This is a genomic window from Anaerostipes sp. AF04-45, from assembly GCF_003461725.1.
Classification (GTDB): Bacteria; Bacillota; Clostridia; order Lachnospirales; family Lachnospiraceae; genus Anaerostipes; species Anaerostipes caccae.
Genome location: NZ_QTXQ01000004.1, coordinates 146,480 through 171,579, shown reverse-complemented (window position 1 = coordinate 171,579; position 25,100 = coordinate 146,480). Strand labels below are relative to the sequence as shown.

General features: G+C 44.7%; 24 protein-coding genes and 1 pseudogene. All 25 read right to left on the bottom strand.

The annotated features are described in order from the left end of the window. Window positions 1-168: 168 nt before the first annotated feature. Window positions 169-858 (bottom strand): FadR/GntR family transcriptional regulator, encoded by a 690-nt coding sequence (locus DWV34_RS07660; protein WP_006566834.1) that lies wholly within the window; start codon window positions 856-858, stop codon window positions 169-171. 195 nt (window positions 859-1,053) lie between these two features. Next, window positions 1,054-2,052: an electron transfer flavoprotein subunit alpha/FixB family protein gene (locus tag DWV34_RS07655; RefSeq protein WP_009289553.1), complete on the bottom strand. Its 999-nt coding sequence runs from the start codon at window positions 2,050-2,052 to the stop codon at window positions 1,054-1,056. A 13-nt stretch (window positions 2,053-2,065) separates the two neighbouring features. Further along, window positions 2,066-2,869 (bottom strand): electron transfer flavoprotein subunit beta/FixA family protein, encoded by an 804-nt coding sequence (locus tag DWV34_RS07650; RefSeq protein ID WP_006566831.1) that lies wholly within the window; start codon window positions 2,867-2,869, stop codon window positions 2,066-2,068. Between the two features lie 29 nt (window positions 2,870-2,898). After that, window positions 2,899-4,035 (bottom strand): acyl-CoA dehydrogenase family protein, encoded by a 1,137-nt coding sequence (locus DWV34_RS07645; protein WP_006566830.1) that lies wholly within the window; start codon window positions 4,033-4,035, stop codon window positions 2,899-2,901. A 43-nt stretch (window positions 4,036-4,078) separates the two neighbouring features. Then, on the bottom strand, window positions 4,079-5,506 hold the full coding sequence (locus DWV34_RS07640) for an FAD-binding oxidoreductase (protein WP_009289552.1): 1,428 nt from the start codon (window positions 5,504-5,506) through the stop codon (window positions 4,079-4,081). A 21-nt stretch (window positions 5,507-5,527) separates the two neighbouring features. Beyond that, window positions 5,528-6,817 (bottom strand): nickel-dependent lactate racemase, encoded by a 1,290-nt coding sequence (gene larA, locus DWV34_RS07635; RefSeq protein WP_009289551.1) that lies wholly within the window; start codon window positions 6,815-6,817, stop codon window positions 5,528-5,530. 21 nt (window positions 6,818-6,838) lie between these two features. Then, the gene (locus DWV34_RS07630) at window positions 6,839-8,386 is read right to left on the bottom strand and encodes an L-lactate permease (protein ID WP_009289550.1); all 1,548 of its coding nucleotides are present in this window, start codon (window positions 8,384-8,386) and stop codon (window positions 6,839-6,841) included. Window positions 8,387-8,723: 337 nt separating this feature from the next. Then, entirely contained in the window at window positions 8,724-9,965 is a 1,242-nt protein-coding gene (gene hisS / locus DWV34_RS07625) for a histidine--tRNA ligase (RefSeq protein WP_009289549.1), read from the bottom strand. Next, on the bottom strand, window positions 9,871-10,587 hold the full coding sequence (locus DWV34_RS07620) for an HD-GYP domain-containing protein (RefSeq protein WP_006566824.1): 717 nt from the start codon (window positions 10,585-10,587) through the stop codon (window positions 9,871-9,873). Before DWV34_RS07620 ends, hisS begins: the two co-directional genes overlap by 95 nt. 13 nt (window positions 10,588-10,600) lie before the next feature. Then, window positions 10,601-12,040 (bottom strand): coproporphyrinogen dehydrogenase HemZ, encoded by a 1,440-nt coding sequence (gene hemZ, locus DWV34_RS07615; RefSeq protein ID WP_006566823.1) that lies wholly within the window; start codon window positions 12,038-12,040, stop codon window positions 10,601-10,603. Next, window positions 12,037-12,681 (bottom strand): MBL fold metallo-hydrolase, encoded by a 645-nt coding sequence (locus tag DWV34_RS07610; protein ID WP_006566822.1) that lies wholly within the window; start codon window positions 12,679-12,681, stop codon window positions 12,037-12,039. The genes hemZ and DWV34_RS07610 overlap by 4 nt, the downstream gene beginning before the upstream one ends. Before the next feature lie 10 nt (window positions 12,682-12,691). Beyond that, window positions 12,692-14,968: a RelA/SpoT family protein gene (locus DWV34_RS07605; protein ID WP_006566821.1), complete on the bottom strand. Its 2,277-nt coding sequence runs from the start codon at window positions 14,966-14,968 to the stop codon at window positions 12,692-12,694. A 16-nt stretch (window positions 14,969-14,984) separates the two neighbouring features. Continuing rightward, window positions 14,985-15,407 carry an aspartate carbamoyltransferase regulatory subunit gene (locus DWV34_RS07600; protein ID WP_006566820.1) on the bottom strand — a complete coding sequence of 141 codons (423 nt, stop codon included), beginning with the start codon at window positions 15,405-15,407 and terminating at the stop codon, window positions 14,985-14,987. After that, window positions 15,404-16,321: an aspartate carbamoyltransferase gene (gene pyrB, locus DWV34_RS07595; protein ID WP_006566819.1), complete on the bottom strand. Its 918-nt coding sequence runs from the start codon at window positions 16,319-16,321 to the stop codon at window positions 15,404-15,406. The genes DWV34_RS07600 and pyrB overlap by 4 nt, the downstream gene beginning before the upstream one ends. 65 nt (window positions 16,322-16,386) lie before the next feature. After that, window positions 16,387-17,277: a DUF2156 domain-containing protein gene (locus tag DWV34_RS07590; protein ID WP_006566818.1), complete on the bottom strand. Its 891-nt coding sequence runs from the start codon at window positions 17,275-17,277 to the stop codon at window positions 16,387-16,389. Between the two features lie 15 nt (window positions 17,278-17,292). Continuing rightward, entirely contained in the window at window positions 17,293-17,700 is a 408-nt protein-coding gene (locus tag DWV34_RS07585) for a 23S rRNA (pseudouridine(1915)-N(3))-methyltransferase RlmH (RefSeq protein ID WP_006566817.1), read from the bottom strand. Continuing rightward, on the bottom strand, window positions 17,697-18,359 hold the full coding sequence (locus DWV34_RS07580) for a hypothetical protein (protein ID WP_006566816.1): 663 nt from the start codon (window positions 18,357-18,359) through the stop codon (window positions 17,697-17,699). Before DWV34_RS07580 ends, DWV34_RS07585 begins: the two co-directional genes overlap by 4 nt. Window positions 18,360-18,510: 151 nt before the next feature. Beyond that, window positions 18,511-19,383: a prepilin-type N-terminal cleavage/methylation domain-containing protein gene (locus DWV34_RS07575; protein WP_054335023.1), complete on the bottom strand. Its 873-nt coding sequence runs from the start codon at window positions 19,381-19,383 to the stop codon at window positions 18,511-18,513. Window positions 19,384-19,439: 56 nt separating this feature from the next. After that, a complete protein-coding gene (locus DWV34_RS07570; protein WP_006566814.1) occupies window positions 19,440-20,264 on the bottom strand; it encodes a metallophosphoesterase in 825 nt (274 codons plus the stop codon). Window positions 20,265-20,581: 317 nt separating this feature from the next. Beyond that, complete coding sequence (locus tag DWV34_RS07565; protein WP_006566812.1) at window positions 20,582-20,992, bottom strand: C-GCAxxG-C-C family protein; 411 nt, start codon at window positions 20,990-20,992, stop codon at window positions 20,582-20,584. Between the two features lie 37 nt (window positions 20,993-21,029). Then, on the bottom strand, window positions 21,030-21,449 hold the full coding sequence (locus DWV34_RS07560) for a pyridoxamine 5'-phosphate oxidase family protein (RefSeq protein WP_006566811.1): 420 nt from the start codon (window positions 21,447-21,449) through the stop codon (window positions 21,030-21,032). Window positions 21,450-21,523: 74 nt separating this feature from the next. Further along, window positions 21,524-21,880, bottom strand: a complete 357-nt coding sequence (locus tag DWV34_RS07555; RefSeq protein ID WP_006566810.1) for a winged helix-turn-helix transcriptional regulator — start codon at window positions 21,878-21,880, stop codon at window positions 21,524-21,526. A gap of 476 nt (window positions 21,881-22,356) precedes the next feature. Continuing rightward, the gene (locus DWV34_RS07550) at window positions 22,357-22,800 is read right to left on the bottom strand and encodes a recombinase family protein (RefSeq protein WP_227051605.1); all 444 of its coding nucleotides are present in this window, start codon (window positions 22,798-22,800) and stop codon (window positions 22,357-22,359) included. 178 nt (window positions 22,801-22,978) lie between these two features. Continuing rightward, window positions 22,979-24,415, bottom strand: a complete 1,437-nt coding sequence (gene dgt / locus DWV34_RS07545; RefSeq protein WP_227031851.1) for a dGTP triphosphohydrolase — start codon at window positions 24,413-24,415, stop codon at window positions 22,979-22,981. Beyond that, a pseudogene (locus tag DWV34_RS07540) lies at window positions 24,379-24,981 on the bottom strand (class I tRNA ligase family protein); the annotation flags it as partial. The pseudogene DWV34_RS07540 and the gene dgt, both read right to left, overlap by 37 nt. Window positions 24,982-25,100: the final 119 nt, after the last annotated feature.

Genomic DNA, 25,100 nt, shown 5'->3' with positions numbered 1-25,100 from the left:
ACGATTGGTCCTACCAATCGTCTGAAAAATAATTGGAAATGAAACATCATTTCCAGGTTCCCTGTTCTCTATATTGGCCCTACCAATTTATCTTTATTATAACTTCTTTTGTATTATCCGTCCAGCTTTTTTTTAAATCTTATGACTTTTTCGTCATAATGCACAAGTTTATCTCGTTTTCATGCGCTCCAGCGTGCTGTTGATGATGTCAAAGTGATCCTCGATTGCTTTTCTTCCGCCTTCCAGGTCTTTTTCAATCATACATTTTGCAATTTCTTTATGTGCCTGCTGCAGCTTTTCCTTGTTGTCATCCTTGAAGATCTCTCTCCGCATATCTGTGATATAAGTATCCAGCACATCGGATAATGCCTGTAAAATATCTATAATCAGGACATTGTGGGAAGCCTTTGCTATCGCATAATGAATCTTTTTATCCCAGATTACGCATTCTTCCTCAGTTTTGCCCCGGTCCAGATTCAGTATATACTCACCAATCTTCTGAATCTCCTCTTTGCTGATGTTGTCCACGGCAAGCACAAAGGCCTGCATCTCCAGCGCGAAACGCAGCTGTGTGATGGAGCCATAGTCAAGTTTGTGCAGAATGAACATCATGGACATTGATTCTACAAGGTTTTTTTCAAAATTACAGGAAACATAATTTCCCGCTCCCTGCTGGCTGGATATAAACCCCATCATCTCCAGCATGTGGATCGCCTCACGCACAGAATTTCTGCTGACGCCCAGCTGTTCCGAGATTTCCCTCTCGGGAGGTAATTTTTCACCGATCGTCAAATCATGATTGATGATCTGTTTCTTAATATGTTCAATCACTTTTTCGTAAGCTTTTGTCTGCTGCATCTCTATCCCTCTTTCTTTAAAACCGTTTGGAGAGAATTATACCGTCCAGGTTTCATCAAATCAAGGGAATTTCTATTATTTCCAGCTTTTTCGCCGTTTTTTTCATAAAAGAGGATTACCTTCTGTCCCGGATAACTCCGAAACAGAAGGTGCATTAAGATGGTCAATATGCATTAAGCATAGAAACACGCTGATTTATTCTGCTTCCTTTTTCTTCCTGATCTCTTCGATCATAACCGGAAGCACGTTTACTGCATTTCCTACGATGCCGATGTTGGCCACTTCAAAAATAGGCGCATCTTCATCTTTGTTGATAGCTACTATATAATCGGAATTCATGATTCCGGAGACATGCTGTGTCGCGCCGGAAATACCGCACGCGATATAAAGCTTCGGCGCTACGATTTTTCCTGACTGCCCTACCTGGTGTACCCTGGAGATCCATCCGTCTTCGATGGCCGGCCTTGTGGCCCCAACCACTCCGCCGAGCAGATCAGCCAGTTCTTTGACCAGGGCAAAGTTATCCTTGCTGCCCATTCCCCGTCCGCCGGAGACAATGACTTCTGCCTCTTCCAAATTGACAGCCTCAGAAATTTCTTTGACTGCATCTTTTATATCCAGCCGAACTTTTTCATCCGTAACCGGGACTTTTTTCTCTGTGATCGTTCCTTTTCCGGCTTCTTCTGTTTTTTTAAAGGCGCCGGAACGCAGCACCGCAATCTGCGGCACGGATGTTTCCATTACCACATCCTGAAGTACCGTTCCTCCATAAAGCGGGCAGGTATAGACTGTTTTTCCATCTTCTGTCCTTAGATCCATGACGTCAGAAACACATCCAGTCTTTAATCTGGCAGCCAGTCTTGGAGCAAGATCCTTGCCGTCCTGAGTTCCTCCTACCAGCACTGCAATAGGCTTCTCTTCTTTGATTACTGATTCCATTACGTTGGTAAAATAGTCCAGATGAAAGCTTTCATATTGAGGGTCTTCAATTAAGATCACTTCATCGGCACCGGATTCGGCAGCTTTTTGGGCGGCTGTCCGAATTCCGTCTCCGATCAGAACTGCTCTGACCTTCCCGCCCGTGTTTTCAGCGATTTTTCTGGCAGGAGAGAGCATTTCCAAACCGACCTTTACCGGACTTTTGTCCGCAGTCTCAATATAAACCACGATATCCTTATATTCTGTCATATTCATTGCAAACTCCTCCTTAGAATACTTTCGCATCCGCCATCATGGCAACTGCTTTAAATGCTGAATCCTGCGCTGTCTCTTCCTGGATCTTGATTCCGGCCTCTTTTTTCGGCGGTTCATAGAGTTTAAGAGTTTTTACAAAGGCCCCGTCCTCCCCTGTTTTTTCGAGTTCCAGCATAGACAGATCTTCTGCCTTGATCGTACCGATCGGCTTTTTCCGGGCTGCCATCTTATTTTTAATCGTCGGATATCTCGGGTCATAATCCGGTTTTGTAACAGTCAGAACACACGGAGACGCTGTCTCGATAAGACGGTAGCCTTCTTCCGTCTCCTGTTTGGCGCACACCTGTCCTTCTTCGAATTCGACCCCGATCACGTTGGTGATAACACCGGTGCCCAGCAGTTCGGAGAGTTCTGCTCCCACCTGTCCCAGGGCAGCGTCGGTAGCCTCTTTCCCGCAGAAGATCAGATCAAACTTCTTTCCGGTGTCTTCCTCAATCTTTTTGGCGGCACACATCAGGATATGGCTGATTCCCCTGGAATCCGAACCGTCAAACCGGTCATCCCGTACCAAATATGCATGGTCTGCTCCTACTGCGAGACAGTTTTTTAATGAATTTCTGGCTTCCTCACCGCCGATGCACAGGACGGTGATCTCCCCTTCCCCGGCTTCCTTCAGGCGTGCAGCCATCTCCAGCGCATAGGTGTCAAACGCATTGACTACAGGTGTGATGTTTGCAAGATCCGGCTTCCCTTCTGCTGTCAAATGTACTTCCACAGAATCATCCGGCACCTGTTTCACACATACTAAAATTTCCATAATCTTCACTCCTTTGTCGGGTCAATTTCTTATCTGCCGATGGTATTGTTCGCAATGACGATTCTCTGGATTTCATTGCTTCCCTCGAAAATCTGAAAGATCTTCGCGTCACGGAGAAGTTTTTCTACCGGATATTCTCTGCTGTATCCGTATCCGCCGAACATCTGAATGGCTTCTGATGCCACTTCCATGGCAATATCACTGGCGTAGCATTTTGCAATAGCTGCTTCCTTAGAATGAGAAAGTCCAAGATCCATCCTTGTCAGTGCATGGGCAACCATCTGGCGGGCTGTCTCTGTCTTGATCGCCATATCCGCAATCTTAAACTGCAGTGCCTGATTTTTGATGATCGGTTTTCCAAACTGGATTCTTTCTTTTCCGTAGGCAATAGCCTCATTGATGCCTCTCTGTGCGATTCCTGCTGCGACACATCCCATCCATGCCCTGGCCTGGTCAAGAGTCTTCATAGCAATGCCAAAACCTTTTCCTTCCGCTCCGATCAGGTTTTTGGCCGGAATCCGGCAGTCTTCCAAAACCACATCGCAGGTATTCGATGTACGAATTCCCATCTTATCTTCTTCATTGCCAGTGCTCAGTCCCGGTGTTCCTGCATCTACAAGGAACATGGAGATGCCTTTTACACCTTTGCTTTTATCGGTCATAGCCGTAATACAGTAGAAGGAAGCGATCCCGCCGTTTGTGATAAAGCATTTTCTTCCGTTCAGTATGTATTCGTCTCCGTCTTTCACTGCAGTTGTTGTACCTGCTCCTGCATCGGAACCTGCTCCCGGCTCAGTAAGGCAGAATGCTCCGAATCCGCCCTCGATGATCTGATCACAGACATGCTTTTTTTGTTCTTCGTTCCCTGCGATTAAAACCGGTTTTGTTCCCAGCCCGCTGGCAGAAATCGTGGTGGCAAATCCTGCGTCCGCGATAGCCATCTCCTCGATCAGCGCAGCCACATCCACTCTGGAAAGTCCGGGTCCGCCGTATTCTTCCGGAACCTCAAGAGAATGAAGCTGCATCTCAATCGCTTTATCATAGATCTCCTTCGGCCATTCTCCTGAACGGTCAAATTCTTTACACTGTTCTTTGACTTCATTCTCACAAAACTCCCGCACGTCCTGCAGTAAATCGTTTGCTTCTTCTGAAATTAAATATGCCATAATTGATTTCTCCTTTTAAATTGATCAATGGTTTGTATTTTCCTTACAGCTTGTAACAGACTTTGCCCGGATTCAGGATCATGTTCGGATCAAAAACAGTTTTTACGCCTTCCATGATACGCATGCTGACCGGTCCCACAGATTCTGCCAGATAGTCGAGCTTTCCGTGTCCGATGCCGTGTTCTCCGGAGATCAGTCCTCCGAATTCCGTGGCTTTTTCGTATACTTTTTTCATAAATACTGATACTTGCTTTCTGAATTCCTCCTCCTGCATGTCATTGCTGCATGTATAAATATGCAGGTTTCCGTCCCCGGCATGACCAAAACTTTTTACCCGGAAATCTGCTTCCGCTTCCAGTGATTTTGTGTAGGTCAGGAACTCTGCGATTTTATTTGTGGGCACTACCACATCACATTCATCCAAAAGTACAGTATCCGCCTCAATGGCCTCTAAAAGAGCGCTTCTCACAGCCCACGCGTCACGTTTCAGTGCCGGTGTATCGGCTACCAGAACATCAATGGCTCCCGCCTCCAAGACAACCTCAGAGGCTGCCTCTATGATATCTTCCAGCTGTTCTTCCGAATCTCCGTCAAAGGTAGCCAGCAGATACGCACCGACTTCCACGCCTTCCATTTCTTTTGGATAAACCTTCTTTCCCAGAAATTTCTCCGTATCCATGACGACATCTTTTTCCATGAACTCCAGAGCCTGCGGATGCAGATGGTTCATGAAAAACTGAGGCACTGTTGCAATACAGTCTTCCAAAGTTTCATAAGGAATGATCAGGCTGATGACCGCTTTGGGCTGAGGAATCAATTTCAGCGTCAGCTCTGTGATGACTCCCAATGTTCCTTCCGATCCGATCATCAGATTCAGCAGGCTGTATCCGGAACTGGTTTTAGAAACTGTCGCCCCCAATTTGACAATCTCACCTGTGGGAAGAACGACGGTCATCGCCCTGACATAATCTCTCGTCGTACCGTATTTTACTGCCCTCATGCCGCCGGCATTGGTTGCTACATTTCCGCCTACGGTCGCAAATTTTTCTCCCGGGTCCGGCGGATACAAAAGCCCCTGTTTTTCTGCATCTTCCGCCAGGTCATTTAACAGAACTCCGGGCTGTATGGTCACGACAAAATTTTCTTTATCATAGCCGAGGATCTTGTTCATCTTTGTGATGGACAGTATGATTCCTCCATGGATGCTGACAGCTCCTCCCACCAGCCCGGTTCTGGCCCCGCTTGGCGTCACAGGAATTTTGTGTTCATTACAAAGCTTCATTACCGCTGCAGCTTCTTCTGTCGTCAGTGGTTCTACTACCGCTTCGGGTTTTGCCTTTCCGTAGATTGACATTTCGTCATGGGTAAAATCATCATTGATCTCGTCTCCCGTATAGACACGTCTGGGTGCAATCTCATTCAGACGGTCAATGATCTCCTGTGTCACTCTGCCATATTCATATTCGCTCATCTTCTCCTCCTCTAAAAAATCTCAATTTCTATTTCTTACAATCACTGCTACGCCGTCCGGTATTACAGTGATCTTACTGTTTTCTCTGCCCAAATATTCATCGGCCATGCGGATCGCATCTTCTACGCTGTCAGCATAGTCCATCTGCATCTCCTCTACCATATCCTTCGGAGCCTGTGTCACCAGGATAACTTTATACTTTAACAGGATACGGCATAAGATCTGGGACTCCCATTGATCAGGCACAGTAGAGTTCCTGTCTGTAGCCAGGAATCTCTGCATGATCTTTTCCTTATCTTTTTCTTTTGCAAAAGTATCATACAACTCCTTACCACCATGTCCGTCAATACAGCTTGCAGCCATAATAATCACTCCGCCCGGCCGGCAGGTGGCTTCCGCCGCCGTCATGCCCTTGACTGACTGATAAATATTCTGATCCAGAGGGTATCCCCCATTGGTGGATATGACAATATCGGAAGGTACTGCGTCCACTCCTGAAAGCTGATCCACGAACCGGCATCCCTTTTCATGAGCTTTTTCATAGTGTCCTGCGAATGCCTCAATCACCTTTTTATCTTCATCCAGCACAACGTTTATGATAAAAGCAAGTTTTGCCTTTCCGGCCGCGTAGATCATATCCCTGTGAATAGGGTTTCCTTCAAGAATTCCAGTTCTGGCATGGGGATCATCAATAAACTCCGAGCAGTGGTTTGCCAGTACTGTTGTTCTGCTGGAGACTCCCGGCAGCACGCTCTTTCTTCCTCCGGAAAAACCTGCAAAAAAGTGAGGTTCAATGAATCCTTCCGAGATCAGAAGATCGGCTTCCCAGGCGATTTTATTGATCAGAAGTTCCCCTCCGGACGGAAGTTTCCCCAGACTTACCATATCTTCCTGTTTTCCGCTTTCATGCACTACAAATCTGATGTCCGGGTGATCCACTGTTTCTTCTCCGAACTTTGAGATCAGTTCTTCCCTTGTGGTAGGGCGGTGAAACCCTGTGGCGATTAAAACTGTCACCTTTGCGCCGGGATTTCCCTGCTTGATCTCCTCCAAAACAGCCGGCATGATCACCTTGCTCGGAACCGGACGGGTATGGTCGCTGGCAATCATCACAATATTGTCTTTTCCCCTGACCAGCTCTTTAAGCCTCGGTGTTCCCACCGGATGCAGCAGGGCATCTTTTACCAGTTCTTCTTCCTCCATTTTGGCCTGATAGTCATGAGCTTTTGATAAGAGGATTCCCGCCAGCCGTTCCTCCGGGATCTCAATCGTTAATTTCCCTTTTCCATAGGGAAGGTTTATCGTTTTCATAAGTCACCTCCGTAGAATGTCTTAAATAAATCTAAGTCCCAAAAATGCGATCACTCCGTATAGTACGATAAACAGAATGAAGTATTTCATGGACCCGTTCAGTATGCTGCTCTCTTTTCCCACTGTTCCCGTGGCTGCCACAGCAATGGCAATGCTCTGGGGTGAGATGATCTTTCCCGCCGTGGATCCTACTGTATTGGCCGCAGCCAGCCAGACATCGTTCATTCCAAGTGTATGGGCTGTCTGGACCTGCAGGCCGGTGAACAGGACACTTGAGGATGTAGCACTTCCTGTCACGAAGGTTCCGATCGAACCGATCAGCGGTGCCACCAATGGATAAAAAGAGCCGGTGACCGCCACTATCAGTGCTGCAATGTCACTGATCATCCCGCTGTATCCCATGACTTTTGCTGTTGCCAGAACGGATACGATCGTAAGCACTGTCTTGAACATCTGTATCAGGGTGTCTTTCAATACCATTCCGATTTCTTTCCAGGATGCCCCCTGTGCTTTTCCTCCGATCAGCGCTGCCAGGAAGATCAGGACACCCGGTGTTGCCAGCCATGTAAAGGTATACGGGACGGCTCCGGCACCTGTATAGATCTGAACCGAACTCTTTACGCTCGCCAGCGGATCGTGGACAGCAGGGACGAGACTGGAAGTGATCAGGAGAAACAGGAGGATCAGCAGAAAGGGAAGCCATGCAAGAACTGCCTTTTTTAATCCAAGAGGCTCACTGCCGGAATGCTCCGAGTCATCAAGATCTTTCAAAATGTATTCCGGGTCTTCATTTTTCTTTAAAAGCTTTGCCGCCAGGATTGTAATGACCATACTGCATACAGAGCCGATCACCGCCGGGAGTTCAGCGCCTACAAACTTTGCAGTGAGGTATTCCGGAATGATAAATCCCAGTCCGGAGAGCAGTGTGATCATGCCGATCCCCTTCAGTCCTTTGACAGATCCCCCTGTCATGATCATCATCAGAAACGGTGTCAGGACTACCAGGACTGCAAGCTGCATAACTACGGCAACTGCCACGCCTCTGGGATCCAGGCCGCTCACGGAAGCCGCCGTGATTGTCGGAATACCGATCGAACCGAACGCCGTAGGCGTTGCATTGGCAACCAGACAGACCGTTGCAGCGAAGATCGGACTGATACCAAGTCCGCATAAGATACTGGCCGGAATCGCAACTGCCGTTCCAAAGCCGGCCATCCCTTCCATGAATCCTCCAAATCCCCATGCAATGATCAGGATCAGAATCCGTTTGTCTCTGGATACGCTGGTCAGCATCCGTTTAATTAAATCCATATTTTTTGTATGTACCGTCAGGTTGTAAGTGAAAATGGCCGCGATGATGACGAGACAGATCGGCCAGATTCCCATGGCCGCTCCTTCCAAAGTTCCGGTAAGAGCATCGACAAGCGGCATTTTCCAAAGAAGCAGTGCAAGAACTAGTGTGATCGCAAGTGAAATAGGACAGGCTTTGTATCCGGGCATTTTAAGGCCGCTTAAGGCAAGCATCAGCCAAAGGATAGGAAGCAAAGCCAAAATAAATTTAATGAACATCACAAGCAGAATCTCCTTTCTGTTCAGGACGACGAGTTACACTCCAAATAAATTGGTTCTACCAATCCCCTTGTTGCCCCTTATGGTAGGACCAATTTTATCGTTTGTCAAGCCCATTTGCATGAACAAGTCTCATGATACTCTATATTTTTTGTGCAAAACGCTGAAATTTATATTATTTTTCTGATTGATCCTATTCGCTGAAACAGGTCTGCATCTGCTTCACAGAACATTCCATTTTTTATAAATTTCATGAAATCTCACAAAAATAAAAAGCTTCTCTGATCTCAAATAATCAGAGAAGCTTTTGCCTCTGTGCACTATAAAACGATTGTCCTTATAATGCATTTTTTATATCGTCCAAAGAGATTTCTATCTCTTCTCCGGATTCCATGTTTTTCAGTCTTCCTTTATTTTCTTTTAATTCATTCTCGCCAATAATGATCGTGTTTTGTGCCCGGAGCTTATTTGCATATTTCATCTGTGCCTTTACTCCTCGTCCAAGGTAGTCTGTCTCCACCTTAAATCCTTCCATGCGCAGACCGGAAACGATCTCATAGGCTCTTGCCTTAGCTTCTTTTCCGAGAATTCCCACATAGAGGTTCAGTGGTCTTCCCGCCGGAAGTTCTGCTCCCTCCTCTTCGAGGAAAAATAAGATACGCTCTACTCCCATGCCGAATCCCACCGAAGGCATAGACGCTTTCCCGTCGATCTCATGGACTAAGTTGTCATATCTTCCTCCGCCGCACAGAGTAAACCCTTCTCCGTTTACAAACTCAAACACGGTCTTTGTATAATAATCGAGCCCGCGGACAATCCCTGTGTCCACTTCATAAGGGATATTCAGGCTGTCCAGGAGGCTTTTCAGCTCTTCAAAATGTTCTCTGCACTCTTCGTCCAGATAGTCGATCGTTCTCGGTGCATCCTTGATAATCTCTTTGCAGGAAGGGACCTTGCAGTCGATGACTCTCAGAGGATTCTTCTCCATCCTCTCCCGGCAGGTCGGACAAAGTTTGTCCTCATGTCTGTGAAGATATGCAAGAAGAGCTTCGTTGTAATCTTTTCTGCAGTTTGAACATCCGATGCTGTTGATGTGAAGTTTCGCATCACTGAGCCCAATCTTATTGATAAACGTTGTTACCAGTGTGATCAGTTCCACTTCTGCCAGAGGACTTTCTGCCCCTACAAACTCAATCCCGAACTGGTGGTGCTGTCTGAGTCTTCCGCTCTGTGGTTTTTCATATCGGAAAGCCGGGGTAATATAAAACATCTTTACCGGCTGTGGTTCGTTCTGCATTCCGTGTTCCAGATAAGCGCGGATGGCACCCGCAGTTCCCTCCGGTTTTAAGGTGATGCTCCGGTTTCCTTTATCTTCAAAAGTATACATCTCTTTCTGGACCACATCCGTTGTCTCTCCCACGCTTCGCTGAAACAGTACGGTATGCTCAAAAACAGGGGTAATGATTTCATGAATATTATATGTCTCACACAGGTCTTTGAACACATTCTCCAGATATGTCCGTTTCTGCATCTCCTCCCCGAACCAGTCCTTCGTCCCTCTCGGTGCTTGTGTTATCATTCGCAGTTCCTCCTTTTATTGTATCTGTATCGTGCAGATTACTCTTTTCTAATATTCTAAGCATTTCTTTCGAAAATGCAACCCGCTGAAATGCGAGAAACACTTTCATGTCAAAATTCTTTACTTCCTCGATCATGACTTCCAGAGCGGTTTCTACAGAGAATCCCTCCCGGTAATCCCGGTTGGCGATCAGGGCCCCAAAAATATCGCAGACATGCATGATCCTGCCCACCAGCGGGATCTCATCTCTCTTTAGATTGCTCGGATATCCTGTGCCGTCATAATGTTCATGATGGTACAAAACCGCATCCAGCACAATATTATCATAGCCGTGTTCGACCAGAATCGAATGGCCGATCGTAGAATGCATGCGCAGGTAGCGTGTCTCATCTACTGCAAGAATCTGTTCTTCCTTTTCATTCATGTAAAAATTCAGCCGGACTTTTCCGATGTCATGCAGCAGGCCCGCCACTGCCAGATCATAGCAGACTGCCTCATCCAGTCCTAATTCTTTTCCCACGTTATATGCGAGGTTGCTCACAACGATCCCATGTTCGATGGAATCGTCCAGACTGACCTGAATCGGAGTCTCTACATCCCGGGATTCATATTTCATCGGCATATCATAACACCACCTAACACATACTTTTTAGTAATTTATCTTTCCGTAAAATCATTTCTTCGATCCGTTCCGTATACTGTCTGACATCCTTCAGGTTTTCCACCCTCTGGATGTTTCTTCTGCCGCCGACAATCTTAGATGAAGCGCCGGCACCTGCTGCAATAATATCATGCAGTTCCTCCATAATCAGTATATTATAAAGGCATTCTTTTTCTTCCAAAGAAAAGCCTGTATTTTCAAAATTTCCGGGAATATTTTTCTGCCGGTACATGTAATAAGGTTCCATTCCCAGATCAAAGCATGCCCGCTGTGCAAACCGGATCATTTCGTCATCGGCACCGCAAGAAAACTGATCCCTCATTTGATTCAGGGGAGCGCTTCTCTTGATCGCCAGCGCGTGGACCGTGATGCTGTCAGGCTCCAGTTCCCCAAGAGCCTTAAAGGTTGTCTCAAGTTCCCGGATTCCTTCTCCAGGAAGTCCGCAGATCGTGTCCATGTTAATGTTGTCAAATCCTGCTTTTCTGGCAGCATGAAAGCTGTCAGCCACATCCTCCGCCGTATGGTTTCTCCCAATCTTTCTCAGTGTATCATTGTTCATCGTCTGGGGATTGATACTGATCCTTGTAACTCCGTTTTCCGAGAGTACGGAAAGTTTTTCCGCGGTGATGCTGTCGGGTCTTCCGGCCTCCACCGTAATCTCACGGACCCTGCCAAAATCAAAGCATCGTTTAAGCTCTCCAAACAGACGCTCAAGCTGCTCTGGAGAAAGGGTAGTAGGTGTTCCCCCTCCCACATACAGGCTGATCATCTCCCTGTCCCTGTACTGCTCTCCTATATAGTGGATCTCCCGGATCAGGGCGTCTAGGTAATGATCTGCATACTCCCTGTATGCCGAAATCGGATACGACGTAAAAGAACAGTACAGGCATGTGCTTGGACAAAACGGAATCCCCACATACAGACTGTATCCGCTTTCATAGGTGATATTTTTCAGCAGTTCTGTCTCTTTTATTCCCACAGATACACAAAGATCTGCCTTTTCTTCGCTGACCAGATAATCCCGGCACAGTTTCGCTTGCATATCTGCCCTGGATTTCCCCCGCAGGCAGTCCTCAAACACAAGCTTTGTGGGACGGATGCCGTTTAATGTTCCCCAGGGCAGTTCTTTTTGAAAATAACAGGACAGCAGACGGTACAGAGCCGCCTTCAGGCTGTTTTTGAAGTTCCTCTTGTCCCTGAAGTCTCCTCTGACTTTCTCGGAAATGACAGATTCCCCGGTCCTCAGTTCCAGAAGTGTTTCCTCCTCATCGCAGAAGACCCTGCATATAAAATCATAGATAGAATTGTCATCTCCTTCCGAAGACAATTCTATCTTTTCTCCAATGCAGAATGCCAGAATCAGGCTTCTGATATCGTATTCATACAGGGTTTCGTTCTGAATCAGTCCGATCATGGCTGCATAAGAAACGGATTCGTCCGTTTTTCAAGTCCAATGGTCGTGCTGTTCATATGTCCCGGATACACTTCCGTCTCATCCGGCAGAACGAATAGTTTTTCCCGGATGCCTGACAGCAGTGCATCTGTATCTCCGGTAGGAAAATCTGTCCGCCCGATGCTCTGGCGAAACAGAGTATCTCCCGCAATCAGCCACCCCTGTTCTTTGAAATAATAGCAGACTCCGCCTTTTGTATGTCCTGGCACATGAATACAGTGTATCTCCGTGTCTAAAAGATCCAAAATCTGGCCATCTTTTACGAGATGATCAGCATCCATAGAAACAGGCTCCCCAAACATAGAAGTCAGATTCAGGGAGGGCTCTCTCAGTACATCTTCCTCATCCTCATGCAGATAAACCGGCAGCCCCGGCTTTTGCTCCTGCAGATAAGGAAGAGCCATCACGTGGTCAAAATGTCCGTGTGTCAGAAGGACTGCCGTGAGCTCAAGCCCCTCTTTTTCAAGCATTTCCATCACCCGGTATCCTTCGTCTCCCGGATCAAATACAAGCGCTTCTTTCGTCTGGCGGTTGCCGGCGATATAACAGTTTGTCTGCATCTGTCCAAGACCTGCTCCGATCAAAATAATATTTTCGTTCATGTCTGAAAAACTATCCTACCTTTCTCTCTATGTCTACCACACCTTCAATATTGCGTATCCTTGCGATCACTTGATTTAACTGGGCAACTCCGTTGATGTCAAAGGACATGCTGAGGGTAGCCCTTCCTTTTTTGGAATTTGAAACATTCATCGTCAGAATGTCGATGTCCAGCTCCAAAAACACTTTGGATACATCTGCAAGCATTCCCTTCCGGTTGTTTGCATAAATCGAAATTTCCGTGGTATAGGTCTGTCCGGAGCCCTCAGATCCTTCCTGCCATTCTGCCTCGATCAGGCGGGACCGGTCGGTCTCTGACATGCTTAATAAGTTTACACAGTCTGTCCTGTGAATGGATACTCCCCGTCCCCTTGTGACGAATCCGACGATCTCATCTCCGGGAACCGGATTGCAGCATTTGGAAAACCGCACTGCCACGTCGTCCACCCCTTTGACAACGATTCCGCCCTTCTGTTTCTCTTCCGGACGCCGTTCCCTGACATGTTCTGCCGCCTCCAAAACCTGTTCATCTGTAATCTTCTGTTTCTGCTCTTTATTGAACTCCTCCGCCAGCTTATTGACAACCTGGCCCTCTTTCAGTCCGCCGTGTCCCACGGCTGCGCACACAGACTCCCAGTCTTTAAATCCATATTTGAGCTGTACTTTTTTAATGTATTCCGGCTTTAAGTAGCTTGACAGTTCAATTCTCTTGCCCCTGCAGTACTTCTCAAGCATCTCCTTGCCTTTGACAATATTTTCTTCTTTAAACTGAGTCTTAAACCATTGATTGATCTTGCTCTTAGCCTGGGTGGATTTCACGATATTTAACCAGTCCCTGCTGGGGCCCTTGGAGTTCTGTGAGGTAATCACCTCCACCCGGTCTCCGTTCTGGAGATGGTATTCAAACGGCACCTGCCTGCCGTTGACCCTGGCTCCTACCATCGTATTTCCTACCGCACTGTGAATACTGTAAGCAAAATCAATCGGTGTGGAGCCGTTGGCAAGACTCTTTACATCCCCGTTTGGGGTAAAACAGTAAACCTGCTCCGCAAACAGGTCCAGATTCGTCTTGAGGAGAGACAAAAACTCTTTATTATCGTCCATGTCCTGCTGCCACTCGAGGATCTCCCGAAGCCAACTCAGCTTTTCCTCTTCTTTGTTGACGCCCACGCTGCTGCTTTTTTCTTTGTACTTCCAATGGGCGGCAATACCGTATTCAGCGATCCTGTGCATCTCAAATGTCCGGATCTGGATTTCAAAAGGATGTCCTTCCGGCCCGATCAGCGTCGTATGGAGCGACTGGTACATATTCTGTTTTGGCATGGCGATATAGTCCTTGAATCTCCCGGGAATAGGCTTATACATCTCATGAATTACTCCCAGAGCCGCATAACAGTCCTTGACCGTATCCACTTTGATCCGCACCGCAAACAGATCGTAAATCTGATCCAGAGTCTTATTCTGATTCACCATTTTCTTATAAATGCTGAAAAAATGCTTCACCCGCCCGTCGATCTCCGCCTTGATGCCGCTCCGCTCAATATGACCGCTGACTTCATCGACGATCTCTTTGATGTAAGCTTCCCTGCGTACCTTCTGGGAGTCCAGGGAATGTTCCAGTTCCTTGTAGACATCCGGCTTCAGATATCTCAAAGACAAATCGTCCAGTTCCACCTTGATCTTGGAAATACCAAGCCTGTGGGCGATAGGCGCATAGATGTCCATAGTCTCTCTGGACTTTTCCTTCTGCTTTTCAGGCTTCATAAACTGCATGGTGCGCATGTTGTGCAGACGGTCTGCCAGTTTGATCAGTATGACCCTGATGTCCTTGGCCATGGCAAGGAACATCTTCCGTAAATTCTCCGCCTGTACTTCGATCTTGTCCTTGGAATAACTTAACTGGCCCAACTTCGTGACACCGTCCACAAGCTGGGCAACCTCCACCCCAAACTCCCGGACTACGTCTTCATATGTCACGTCTGTGTCTTCCACCACATCGTGCAGCAAACCGGCAATGATCGTCTCCCGGTCCAGTTCCAGTTCGGCCAGGATAATGGCGACACAAATAGGATGAATAATATAGGGTTCCCCGGACTTCCTCTTCTGGTCCTTATGGGCTTCAAAAGCCATATCGTAGGCCCTGCTCACCATCTCTATATCTTCATCGCTGTACAGGCTCTTCATCGTCTCCATCAGCTGCTGACGGAGTTCATCGGGAGCCGTAAAACTCTTGGGATTGCTGATATCTTTTTTTACACGGTTTATTTTTGTTTTACTGTTTTGCTCCATTGGCAGCCACTCCAGATTAATTATTTTTTAACTTTGATTCACAGTAAATGCATCTGTAAACCTTATTTTCTCTGTCCACAAGTTTGAATGTATGATCGATCTCCTGCTCTGTGGAAGTAATGCACCTCGGATTTTTGCATCTTGCAATGTTGGTGATGACCTCCGGAAGCCCGACCTTATGTTTAGATTTCAGCTTTCCGTCCTCAATGATGCATACGGTGGCATTGGGGTCTACATATCCCAGCACATCCAGATCGATATCAAAGTTATTGGAAATCTTGATGATGTCTTTCTTGCCAAGTTTATTGCTCTTGGCATTCTGAATGATCGCGATACTGCAGTCCAGTTTGTCAAGTCCCAGCTGATAGTAAATATCCATGCCTTTTCCGGCTGTGATATGGTCTAAAACGATTCCGTTCTTTATACTGTCTATGTTCATGCCGTAACCCCCAATAAATCCATGATCAGTGCCATCCTCACGTGTTTGCCGTTCAGTGCCTGTCTGAAATAGCAGGCTCTCGGGTCCTCGTCCACTTTGACAGAAATCTCATTGACTCTCGGCAGCGGGTGCAGGATGGACAGGTCTTCTTTTGCCTTCTTTAACTTCTCAGGGTCCAGAATGTAGCTGTCCTTTAATCGGACATAATCGGCCTCGTTAAAAAATCGTTCTCTCTGAACTCTGGTCATATATATGATATCCAGTTCCGGCATGACTTCTTCCATCTTCCTGACTTCACGGAACGGAATATTCTTCTTTTCAAATACGTCTTTTTTCAGATATTCCGGTATCTGAAGCTCCTCCGGAGAGATCATGATGAAACTGATATCCTCATACCTTGAAAGGGCTTTGATCAGAGAGTGCACGGTGCGCCCGAACTTCAAGTCCCCGCAGAATCCGATGGTCAGATTTTTAAGTCTTCCTTTTTCCCTCCTTATGGTCAGAAGGTCGGTGAGTGTCTGGGTCGGATGGTTGTGTCCTCCGTCCCCTGCATTGATGATCGGGATGTCCACATGTCTGGAAGCAACATACGGAGCTCCCTCCTTCGGATGGCGCATAGCGATGATATCTGCGTAGCAGGCCACAGTCCGCGCTGTGTCGGCGATACTTTCTCCTTTTGCTGCTGAGGAAGAATTAGCAGAAGAAAAGCCAAGTACACTGCCTCCTAACTCCAGCATAGCCGCTTCAAAACTGAGCCTTGTCCTGGTACTTGGTTCAAAAAATAGTGTTGCCAGCTTCTTATATCTGCATACTTCCCTGTACTTCTCCGGCATGGAAGAAATATCATCCGCAAGATTCAAAAGCCTGTCGACGTCATCCACAGACAAATCCATCGGATCGATTAAATGTTTCATAGAAAGTACCTCCTAATCGTTATATTATAATAATTCTACATTTATAGACCAATAGTGTCAATGAATTACTTATATTTTAGCAGGCCTTTTTCCAGCAGTTCCGAAGGACGGTAAGAAAGTTTTGCCTTCCGGAGTCCTTCTTCCCCCAAATCTTCCTCTCTGTTGATAAACTGATAATCCATGGCTTCGTGCAGAATAAACTGCTGATTGATCATCGGGTAGGCTCCCTGTATCTCTCCGAACGCCTTCTCAAAATGAACAACAAAGGTATCTTCTGTTGTTCCCTCCCCTATGGCAAACGCAATAATCTTTCCATCACTTCTCAGCACCCCGCCCTTTAAGTCAAGGTCTTTATAATACATCAGAGCATTCTTGGCAGCACAGATCTCTTCATGCTTGTCGGCGTCTTCTGCTTTGGTAGCCTCGTTTGCCATCTTCCATTCCATGAGCATGGTCAGGGCTTCCAGGGCATTTTCATCATTTAAAGATTCGTAAGACCAGTCGTGATTTTCCTTAAACCTGTTGATATGATTTCTTTTGCCGTGAAGCTTCTTGCCCCTCAGCGTTGCCAGAGATTCCCGTTCGTAAATATAATCAAAAAGATCCCGGTCATATTCCACTGTAAAAATATCCCCGAACATCTCTTTCATCTTTTCTTCTGTTTCCTTCAGGATACCATGCATGGCAAATGGGATTCCTTCTTCCCTGCAGTATTCCATGACGGCCTCCACGGCTTTCTTCTCATCCCCGCCTCCGATCGGATAGCTGAACGTGCACCCTTCTCCGTCTTTTGACCGGATGATCAGCATATCCTCTGTTATGGCATATGTCATGTGATAATGATCTTTCCACAGGATCAGTGTCGCGGCCGAAAAATCGGCACTCCGGTAATTGATTTTGTCAAAATATGCATCAAACATTTTTTTATCTTCTAATTTCGGTGTCTTAAATTCCATTGTAAACTCCTTTATTTATTTGTGATAAGGCTGGCAGTTCATGATTCGGTATCCCCGGTAAATCTGCTCCAAAAGAACAGCAGCGCATAATTCAGGTGCCATATCAAAAGAAGATACGGAAAACTCTGAAACATGATGCTTCCGGCTGAATCCGCCAATATAAAAAAAGATATTAGAACAGCCGTCTAGCATCCAACGGCTGATTTCTTCTGCAAATGCAGTGCTCTCCAAACTGTTTTCAGAACTTGTGACCAGAAAATGCTTTCCTTCCTTATCAAAGATTCTTCCCAATTGTTTCTCTTTTTTTACATACTTGACTTCTATTGTACAATATTTCCCCAGACGTTTCAAATATTCTTCCATAGCCTGGACATACAGTGTATCCCTGTTCTTCTGTAAAATAAAAATATAGAACTTCATCATGACTTGCCTTTATCAAAAAACTTCTTCAGTTTTTTATCAGATTTGAGCGCTTTCTCAAAGGCATCGTTGGTCTCTTTGATCAGCTGTTTTACTTTTTCTGTTGCCAGACCGGCATTCAGAGCATTTTTCATCTGCGCCGTATAATGTTTCTCATTGTTATAGAGCAGATAAGACTGGCCCTTTTTTACAATATAATATTGGCTCATGCCTGGTGCAGGTGTTTTGATCCCCCGGATCTTTGTACTGTAAGCAGCATAAACGATAAACGATTGTTCATCCGCGCCTTTTTCAGTGTGGAATGAGAGGTTCTCATATGACTCCACATACTTATGTAGCTTCTTTACTACCCGGCTGGAAACCAGATCTTTCGGGTCTTCCACCATGCCTTTTAAGCCCTTCTCGTCACCTGCCCTGAGCTTTTTATAGTACTCATTCATAAATGACAGCAGTTTCTCTGTCTCAGGCTCCACCGGCTGGGATGCTGCAACAGCATCGGTGTTTTTTTTCTCTGAGGCTTCTGTCTCTTCCCTGAAAATCTTCTCATTTGTGATTTTTTCCGTATGTTCCTTGTCCAGTTTCAGGAAAATCAAAAAACAAGCGCAAAAAAATAAAATCCAGCTCAATACGATGACAATGACTGTTGATTTCTTTAGCTTCACTTACCATGCCTCCATCTAGATTGTTTTTTTTATTATAGCATATCCCTTTTTTTGATACAAAGAAAACATAAAATAAAGACCGCGTTCCGTCCAATCCCGTGTAATTCACAGGAAAACAGACAGAATGCGGTCTTTCAATCTCTCAGGCTTTCTAACTTTGTACCCGGAATCCAAGGCTTATGAGAAAATCATGGACGTCATCCGGATTTTTAATTGTAGCCAGAGAGGAGACTCCTATATACTCAGGGTGGGTACCCGCTCCATTGGTTGTAGTCTTACCCGTCTCATATATTTTCCCGTCATAATATACAAGATATGCTTTCCACTGCCCGTGCATGTTATTCGGATTCGATCCGTCGCTTTTCGTAGCGATCAGTAAGGAGCCGAAAGACCCCGATACCCCTTTGGATGACAGATAATAGGGCTGCCAGTACAGCTGGTCTTCCAGTTCGTCAAAATATTTTGATTTAAGAAATGAGGAATCGACCGGCATATATCCATTGCCATGGTCATACATATACTTCATCAGCAGCTCTCTGCTGGCCCAGTTGTTTACTTTTCCCTCTTTGTAAAGCTGATCCATGAGTTTTTTGTATTCTTCTACATATTCCTCCAAGGGGGTCAAAGCACTGTCATCAGAAATCACATATTTAACATCGGCATCTTTGTTGTATTTCACACAAAGGCCGTTTTCCGCTTTATAGGTAAGAGTCTGGATCTTCATTTCATTTTCATCGAAGAAGATGCTGCCCTGAAAAGATCCGCCGGTGCCGGCCATTTTTAAGATTTGCTTCTTGTCCGCGCCCACTGAGGTCAGACGGTTTTTCGCATACAGTTCCATATACGCACTCTGTGAAGACGCCACGATAAGCTTACACTCCGACTTGGCATCTGATTCTTTCTGCTTTCGCAGGTATGCGGTAAATGAAGGGATCGCAATCGCAGCAAAAATACCGATGATCACTAACACTACGACCAATTCCACCAGCGTAAACCCTTTTTTATTTTTGATTGTCTGCTTCATCTTTCCCCTCCTTGCCGGCATTAATGACCTCTAAGTCTAATATACCTGATTTTGAATCAGATTGAAATACGAAATACATCAATTTCCGGAGGAACGAGAAACCGTATGGGATAGTGAGATGTCCCGATCCCTGTGTTGACAAAAAGCTTCATCCCGTTCACTGTATAAAACCCATCCGTATATTTTTTGGCAAGAGACGTTTTCATCTTAAAAAACGGAAGCTTGACCTGTCCGCCGTGACTGTGCCCCGCAAGAATCAGGTCGGCACTGTTTTCAGGGAGACGCTCTGCAGCATCCGGTTCGTGCATCAGCAATATTTTGTAATCACAGTTTTTTAACTCCTGCGACCCCATCAGTTCATAGTCTGGTGTTCCGAACAGTACGTCATCCAGCCCGCCGATTCCAATCGTTTTTCCGTTGGGGAGGCGGACGGTCTCAGATGCATTGGCGAGCAGCTTAAATCCTCCGTTTTGTATGACTCTCGGATAAGCCCTCATGGCGCCTCCTCCGTAATCCCGGTTTCCCCAGACCGCATATTTTCCATACCTGGCCTCTATGGCAGACAGTGCTTTTTCTACTTTTTTCTCAGGGTGGTAAGCAGCATAATTGTCATAGAGGTCCCCGGTAAAGACAACAATATCCGGCGACTGTCCGTTGATCTTATCCACTAACTTTCCCAGCCGTTCTTCCGAATATGCTTCACTCACCTGGATGTCAGATATATGGACCAGCTTCAGTTCTGCCGATGCCGCTCCATTCTTCAAATCATAGTCTCGTACTGCCAGTCTGTAAGGTTCTATTTTTACTGCATATACCGCTAAAAGGCCTGTTAAAATGAGGATCAGAAGTATAAACAGAATGATTCTTTTGATGATCTTCAATGGAATTCTCCTTATGATTTCGCCGAGTAATGAAAAAACCGCATATTTCTATGCGCTTCTTTTATTTTTAGACATATCTGCCAATTTTCATTCAAGTTATTTGTTAAGTATAAACGATGAAAGGGCAGATGGCAAGGCTTGATTAGCCATCACTTACTAAAAAATGATGGCTGACCAAGCCTCTTATTTTTAAGGAATATTTATTCATTAGCCTTCTCCAGAAGAAACTATGTCCATTGTCACCAGTTCGGAGGCAACGAGGTTCGATTCACTAAATTCACACTTCGCCTGCAGCTCCTGCTCATCTGGTGAAAATGTCATATTGCGTCTTTCATAAAATCACACGCAAATCCAACAGCTTGGCAGGTAAGCTCTTCACACATATGCGGAGGATCATTAGGGGTAAATCCGCCTGGCCTTAATTCATAACAGGTTAATGAACCAAACCTCTTACGAAAAGTATCTGCAAATTTATAACAAGCTGTGACAGTTTCTTCTTCTGATCTTCCCAAAAAATGATAATAAATGCCTATAAACATTAATCCGCCCTCAACCAGACCACACTGTGCACGGAAGCCGCCGGCGCCATGTAAACCTGCAGCCGAGATAATGGTTTGTTTTTCCAGTGTAACTTCAAATATTTCTCTCAAACAAAACAGCATGGTTCTTGCACAGTTATAATCATTCTTCCAATACAATTCATGCACTCTTTGATTTATGTAATCCATCTTCTTTTTCTCCTGTCTTTATTACAGCAGTTTCCGGTTATTCAACCTCAAAATTTTCAGAACTGAAATTGCTGTAATATCTCCCCTGCTCCGCAGTAAAGCGCAGAACACAGTAATCCGGGTCTGTGACACCTTCCGGGTAATACATGGTATCACCTTCCTGCCATATCATCTCTTTATAGAAGCTGTCTTCCAGTACCTCCATAGTACCTGTCAGCATAGCGCCCCAAAAAAACCGTCTGTCACAAAAATAAATACAGGCTTTAGGACTGTATTTATACTGGCTGACTCTCATAGAAGACGTATTCGTGGTAAAATAAAATACCTTGATACCCTCTCTTCTCCGCGGCGGCAGCATAGCCTTCGTATTGGGATAACCATTTTCATCCACAGAACTGATAAATGACACTCCCTGCTTATCGATCAGGTTTCCAATCATCTTCACTGGATCTCTCATTTTCTTACCTCCTTAACCTATGTCTACATTATAAGACAGGCAGGAGTTATGGTAAATCAGTTACTTTTTTGTAACTATAACAGCCCTTTTTCTTTTAAAAATTCTTCCCTGTGATCCTCAATCATCATCTCGATCCCAACATCCTGCATAATTGATACGGCTTCAAAAATCTTTTTCCCTCGTTTCGTGAGAAAGTAATTCGATTTCAATAGATAGCTGTCATTTATCGTTTTTCCGATCATTCCCCATTCCTGAAGCTCTTTCAGATGCTGCACCAGCATTTTCTGGCTGATTCCCCGGATGGACTTTTTTAGAACTGAAAGAGAACTGCCGCCCTTGCTGAGCTCCCATAAAATAATCGGCTTCCATTTGCCCTTTATAATGTCATGTGTCAATTCCAAAGGACACGTGTACTCATTCCTCATCTTCATCCTGACCGCCTCCAATCATATAGAAAATGGACATCATATCTACTGGACAAATCTTGCCTAAAAAGAATAAAAAAACGCATATATATGCGGTTTTTAGAACTGCACCAGGCAGGAGTCGAACCTACCACTATGCATTTTCTAAAAACAGCTTAAAAAGAGTTTCACTATTAAAATCAATTTAAAAAATCTATAAATGCCAAACCATAAAATGGCGTAACCCCTTAGTTTATCAGGGGTTACGCCATTTATAAAGTACTGTAGTAATGGTACAAATCGCAAATCTCCATATTAAGGCCTGTAAAAGTATAAGGAAAAATTTTTCATTTTTTGACGCGTTTTTTCTTATTATGTTGTGTATTTTCACTTCCGTATCACACGAAATTTAATAAATAAAATAATTGAGATTTTAAATAAAAGCTACAACCTAGAAATTCAAAAATAACAATCACATTATTTGGCTACAATATTTATATCTACTAGAAAATGCTGATTTTTGCTATTTCTATCAATGCCCCGCAGTCACCGCAGACAGCAAGACCGGATAACGGATATACCTTTTCCTCATTTGGAGAGGTCCTCGTATCCAACCCCAACAGTCTCTGCACTAAAGCAAATTCTGGGTCAGTTATGATTGGCTCATGGTTCTGCTCAATCCTTATCCAGTCCTTTTCCGGCTTATCCATAAATTTTTTGATCTTATGGTTCGGTATGGTATGTCTCCCCTGGATCAGTGTTCCGATATATACCTCATTTTCCAGAATACGATTCACTGACATGGCACTCCACTCAGCCTGTTTGTGTATCTTGAAACTATCCTGAATATTAATTCCAATGCTATGCTTATACTCCATAAAGGATAACACGCCCTGGTCATTCAGATAATTGACAATTCCTGTCTGGCCCATCCCCGACATTTTCAACCGAAAGATTTCTCCATGTTTTGGGTAAAAAAGCAGGGAACCTGTTTCAGATTTTCTGCTTGGTGGAGCCGCCGGTGGACAGCTGGCATTTCATTATTTACGGTTTCTGGATATTACGAACAAAATTGCTAATCAGCTTTATAAATTTCACATGTAAAATTTGATGCGGTATATAAATTTATGCAAAAAGTTCCTGATATAAGCGTTTGGCATAACTATCTGTCATACCGCTTATATAATCCGTAATCATCAAAATTCTTAAATAAAGCTTCTCCTGTTCATTTCTTTTATATGCTTCGCTATGGTACATGGATTTATAAAATTCAGATACGGTGTCTATTGTCCTCTGTTCTATAAACGTAGCGTTTTCTTCCGTATCATAGACAAGCGCTGCTGGCATAAATTGATTCAATAATGAATTTATAACCCGGCGTCCAAATAATTCTGTTCTGGTTTTTATGGAACTTGTATAAACCAGGCGTTCGCTTAGTTCTGCGATAGCCAAGATAATATCGCCAGATACAGTATCGTCAAACAAGCTTCCATTAAATTTGCCTTTCATGATTTCTTCGTAGTTCTTAATAAAAGAATCACCGGCATTTATTATCATCATACTTTGTATATATTGATTCCATCTTTGAACGGCAGTTAATTCCGGCTTCCGTTCATTTTTTGCCAATTCCTCCTCGTATATGGTCAATAATTTATTAATGTATTCCTGAATACGGCTCCCATATATACCGTCCTGTGTCCTGTAATGTTGGAAAGTTTTTATAATCTCCTGAAAACTTATTACTTTTTTTACCATAGCATCCTCCACATCAGAGGTTCTATAAGCAATATCATCCGCCGCCTCCAAAAGATAGGATAATGGGTGGCGGTTTCCGTACAATCCCATTTTTTCATTGATGTCCTCAAATAATTCATGCTCGGAAAAGTTATATCCCATTTTTTTATAACTGTTCGGGTTATTGTATAATAAATCGACAGAAGAAATAGGGTATTTCATAATTGCTCCCAGAACTTCATATGAGAGATTAAAGCCGTTTTTTTTCCCCAGATAAGGCGTTTTGGACAATATACGCAAAGACTGTGCATTCCCTTCAAAGGAATATAAATCCTGGAGTTGCCATTCTGACAGTATGTTTGTTATTTGTTCTTTTCCTAAATACAAATGACTAAGATTTGTCTGGAACCATTCACGAATTGCATATTCTCCAAAATGGCCAAATGGTGGATTTCCTATATCATGTACTAAACCTGCACATAGAAGGACATCAGAAAACTCTTTTTCTGTATGGGTTTCAAACCATAAATCTCTCTTTTCTTTCTTTAGCTTTTTGAATACATATTCGCCTAGCTTTTTTCCTATTGCCGATACTTCTAATGAATGCGTTAAACGGGTTCTTATATAGTCATCATCATCTAAGGGGAAAACCTGTGCCTTATCTTGTAATCTGCGAAATAGGGTACTACAAATAATTGTTTTATGAATAAAACTTGTCGGACGGGAACAACTTGCAAAGCAAGGTGTTTCCGGGTGGCAAGTCCACAGCTCTTTCAGATGAATTTCCAGATTAGGGAAGGAGTATACACCATCGTTTTCTTCGGACAATGATAGGTCTCGTCAGTGGCGAGTTCTGCTGCCAGCTTGTGCTGCGGCGCCAAAACCATGAAAGTTGCTGCGTGGAGCGTATCCGGTCTTGTGGTATAGACAGTGATCGCCTCGTCCCTGTCTTCTAATTTAAAGTCTACTTCGGCACCGTGGTTCTTTCCGATCCATTCTGCCTGCATTTTCTTAAATTTTTCAGGCCAATCCAGTTTATCCAAGTCTCCCAGAAGACGGTCTGTATTTTCTGTGATCTTTAACATCCACTGTCTTAAATTCTTCTTTGTCACATCGGCTCCGCAGCGCTCGCACTTGCCGTTGACTACCTCTTCGTTGGCAAGTCCGGTCTTACATGAAGGACACCAGTTGATCGGCATCTGTTTTTCGTAGGCCAGTCCCTTTTTAAACATCTGGACAAAGATCCACTGAGTCCATTTGTAAAACTCAGGATCTGTGGTGTTGACTTCCATATCCCAGTCATAGATGGCTGCGATCTCACCGATCTGGCGTTTGATATTTTCAATATTCTGAGCTGTGGATTCTTTCGGATGCACTCCCATCTTGATCGCATATAAGATGCTTAACGGACACACAAGAAAACAGGTGGGCTCTAAAAGCCTGCCCGTCTTCCACTGTCAGGTCCGTTCTTATCTGTAATAAAAAAATGGAGCCATGATTTGCTCATAGCTCC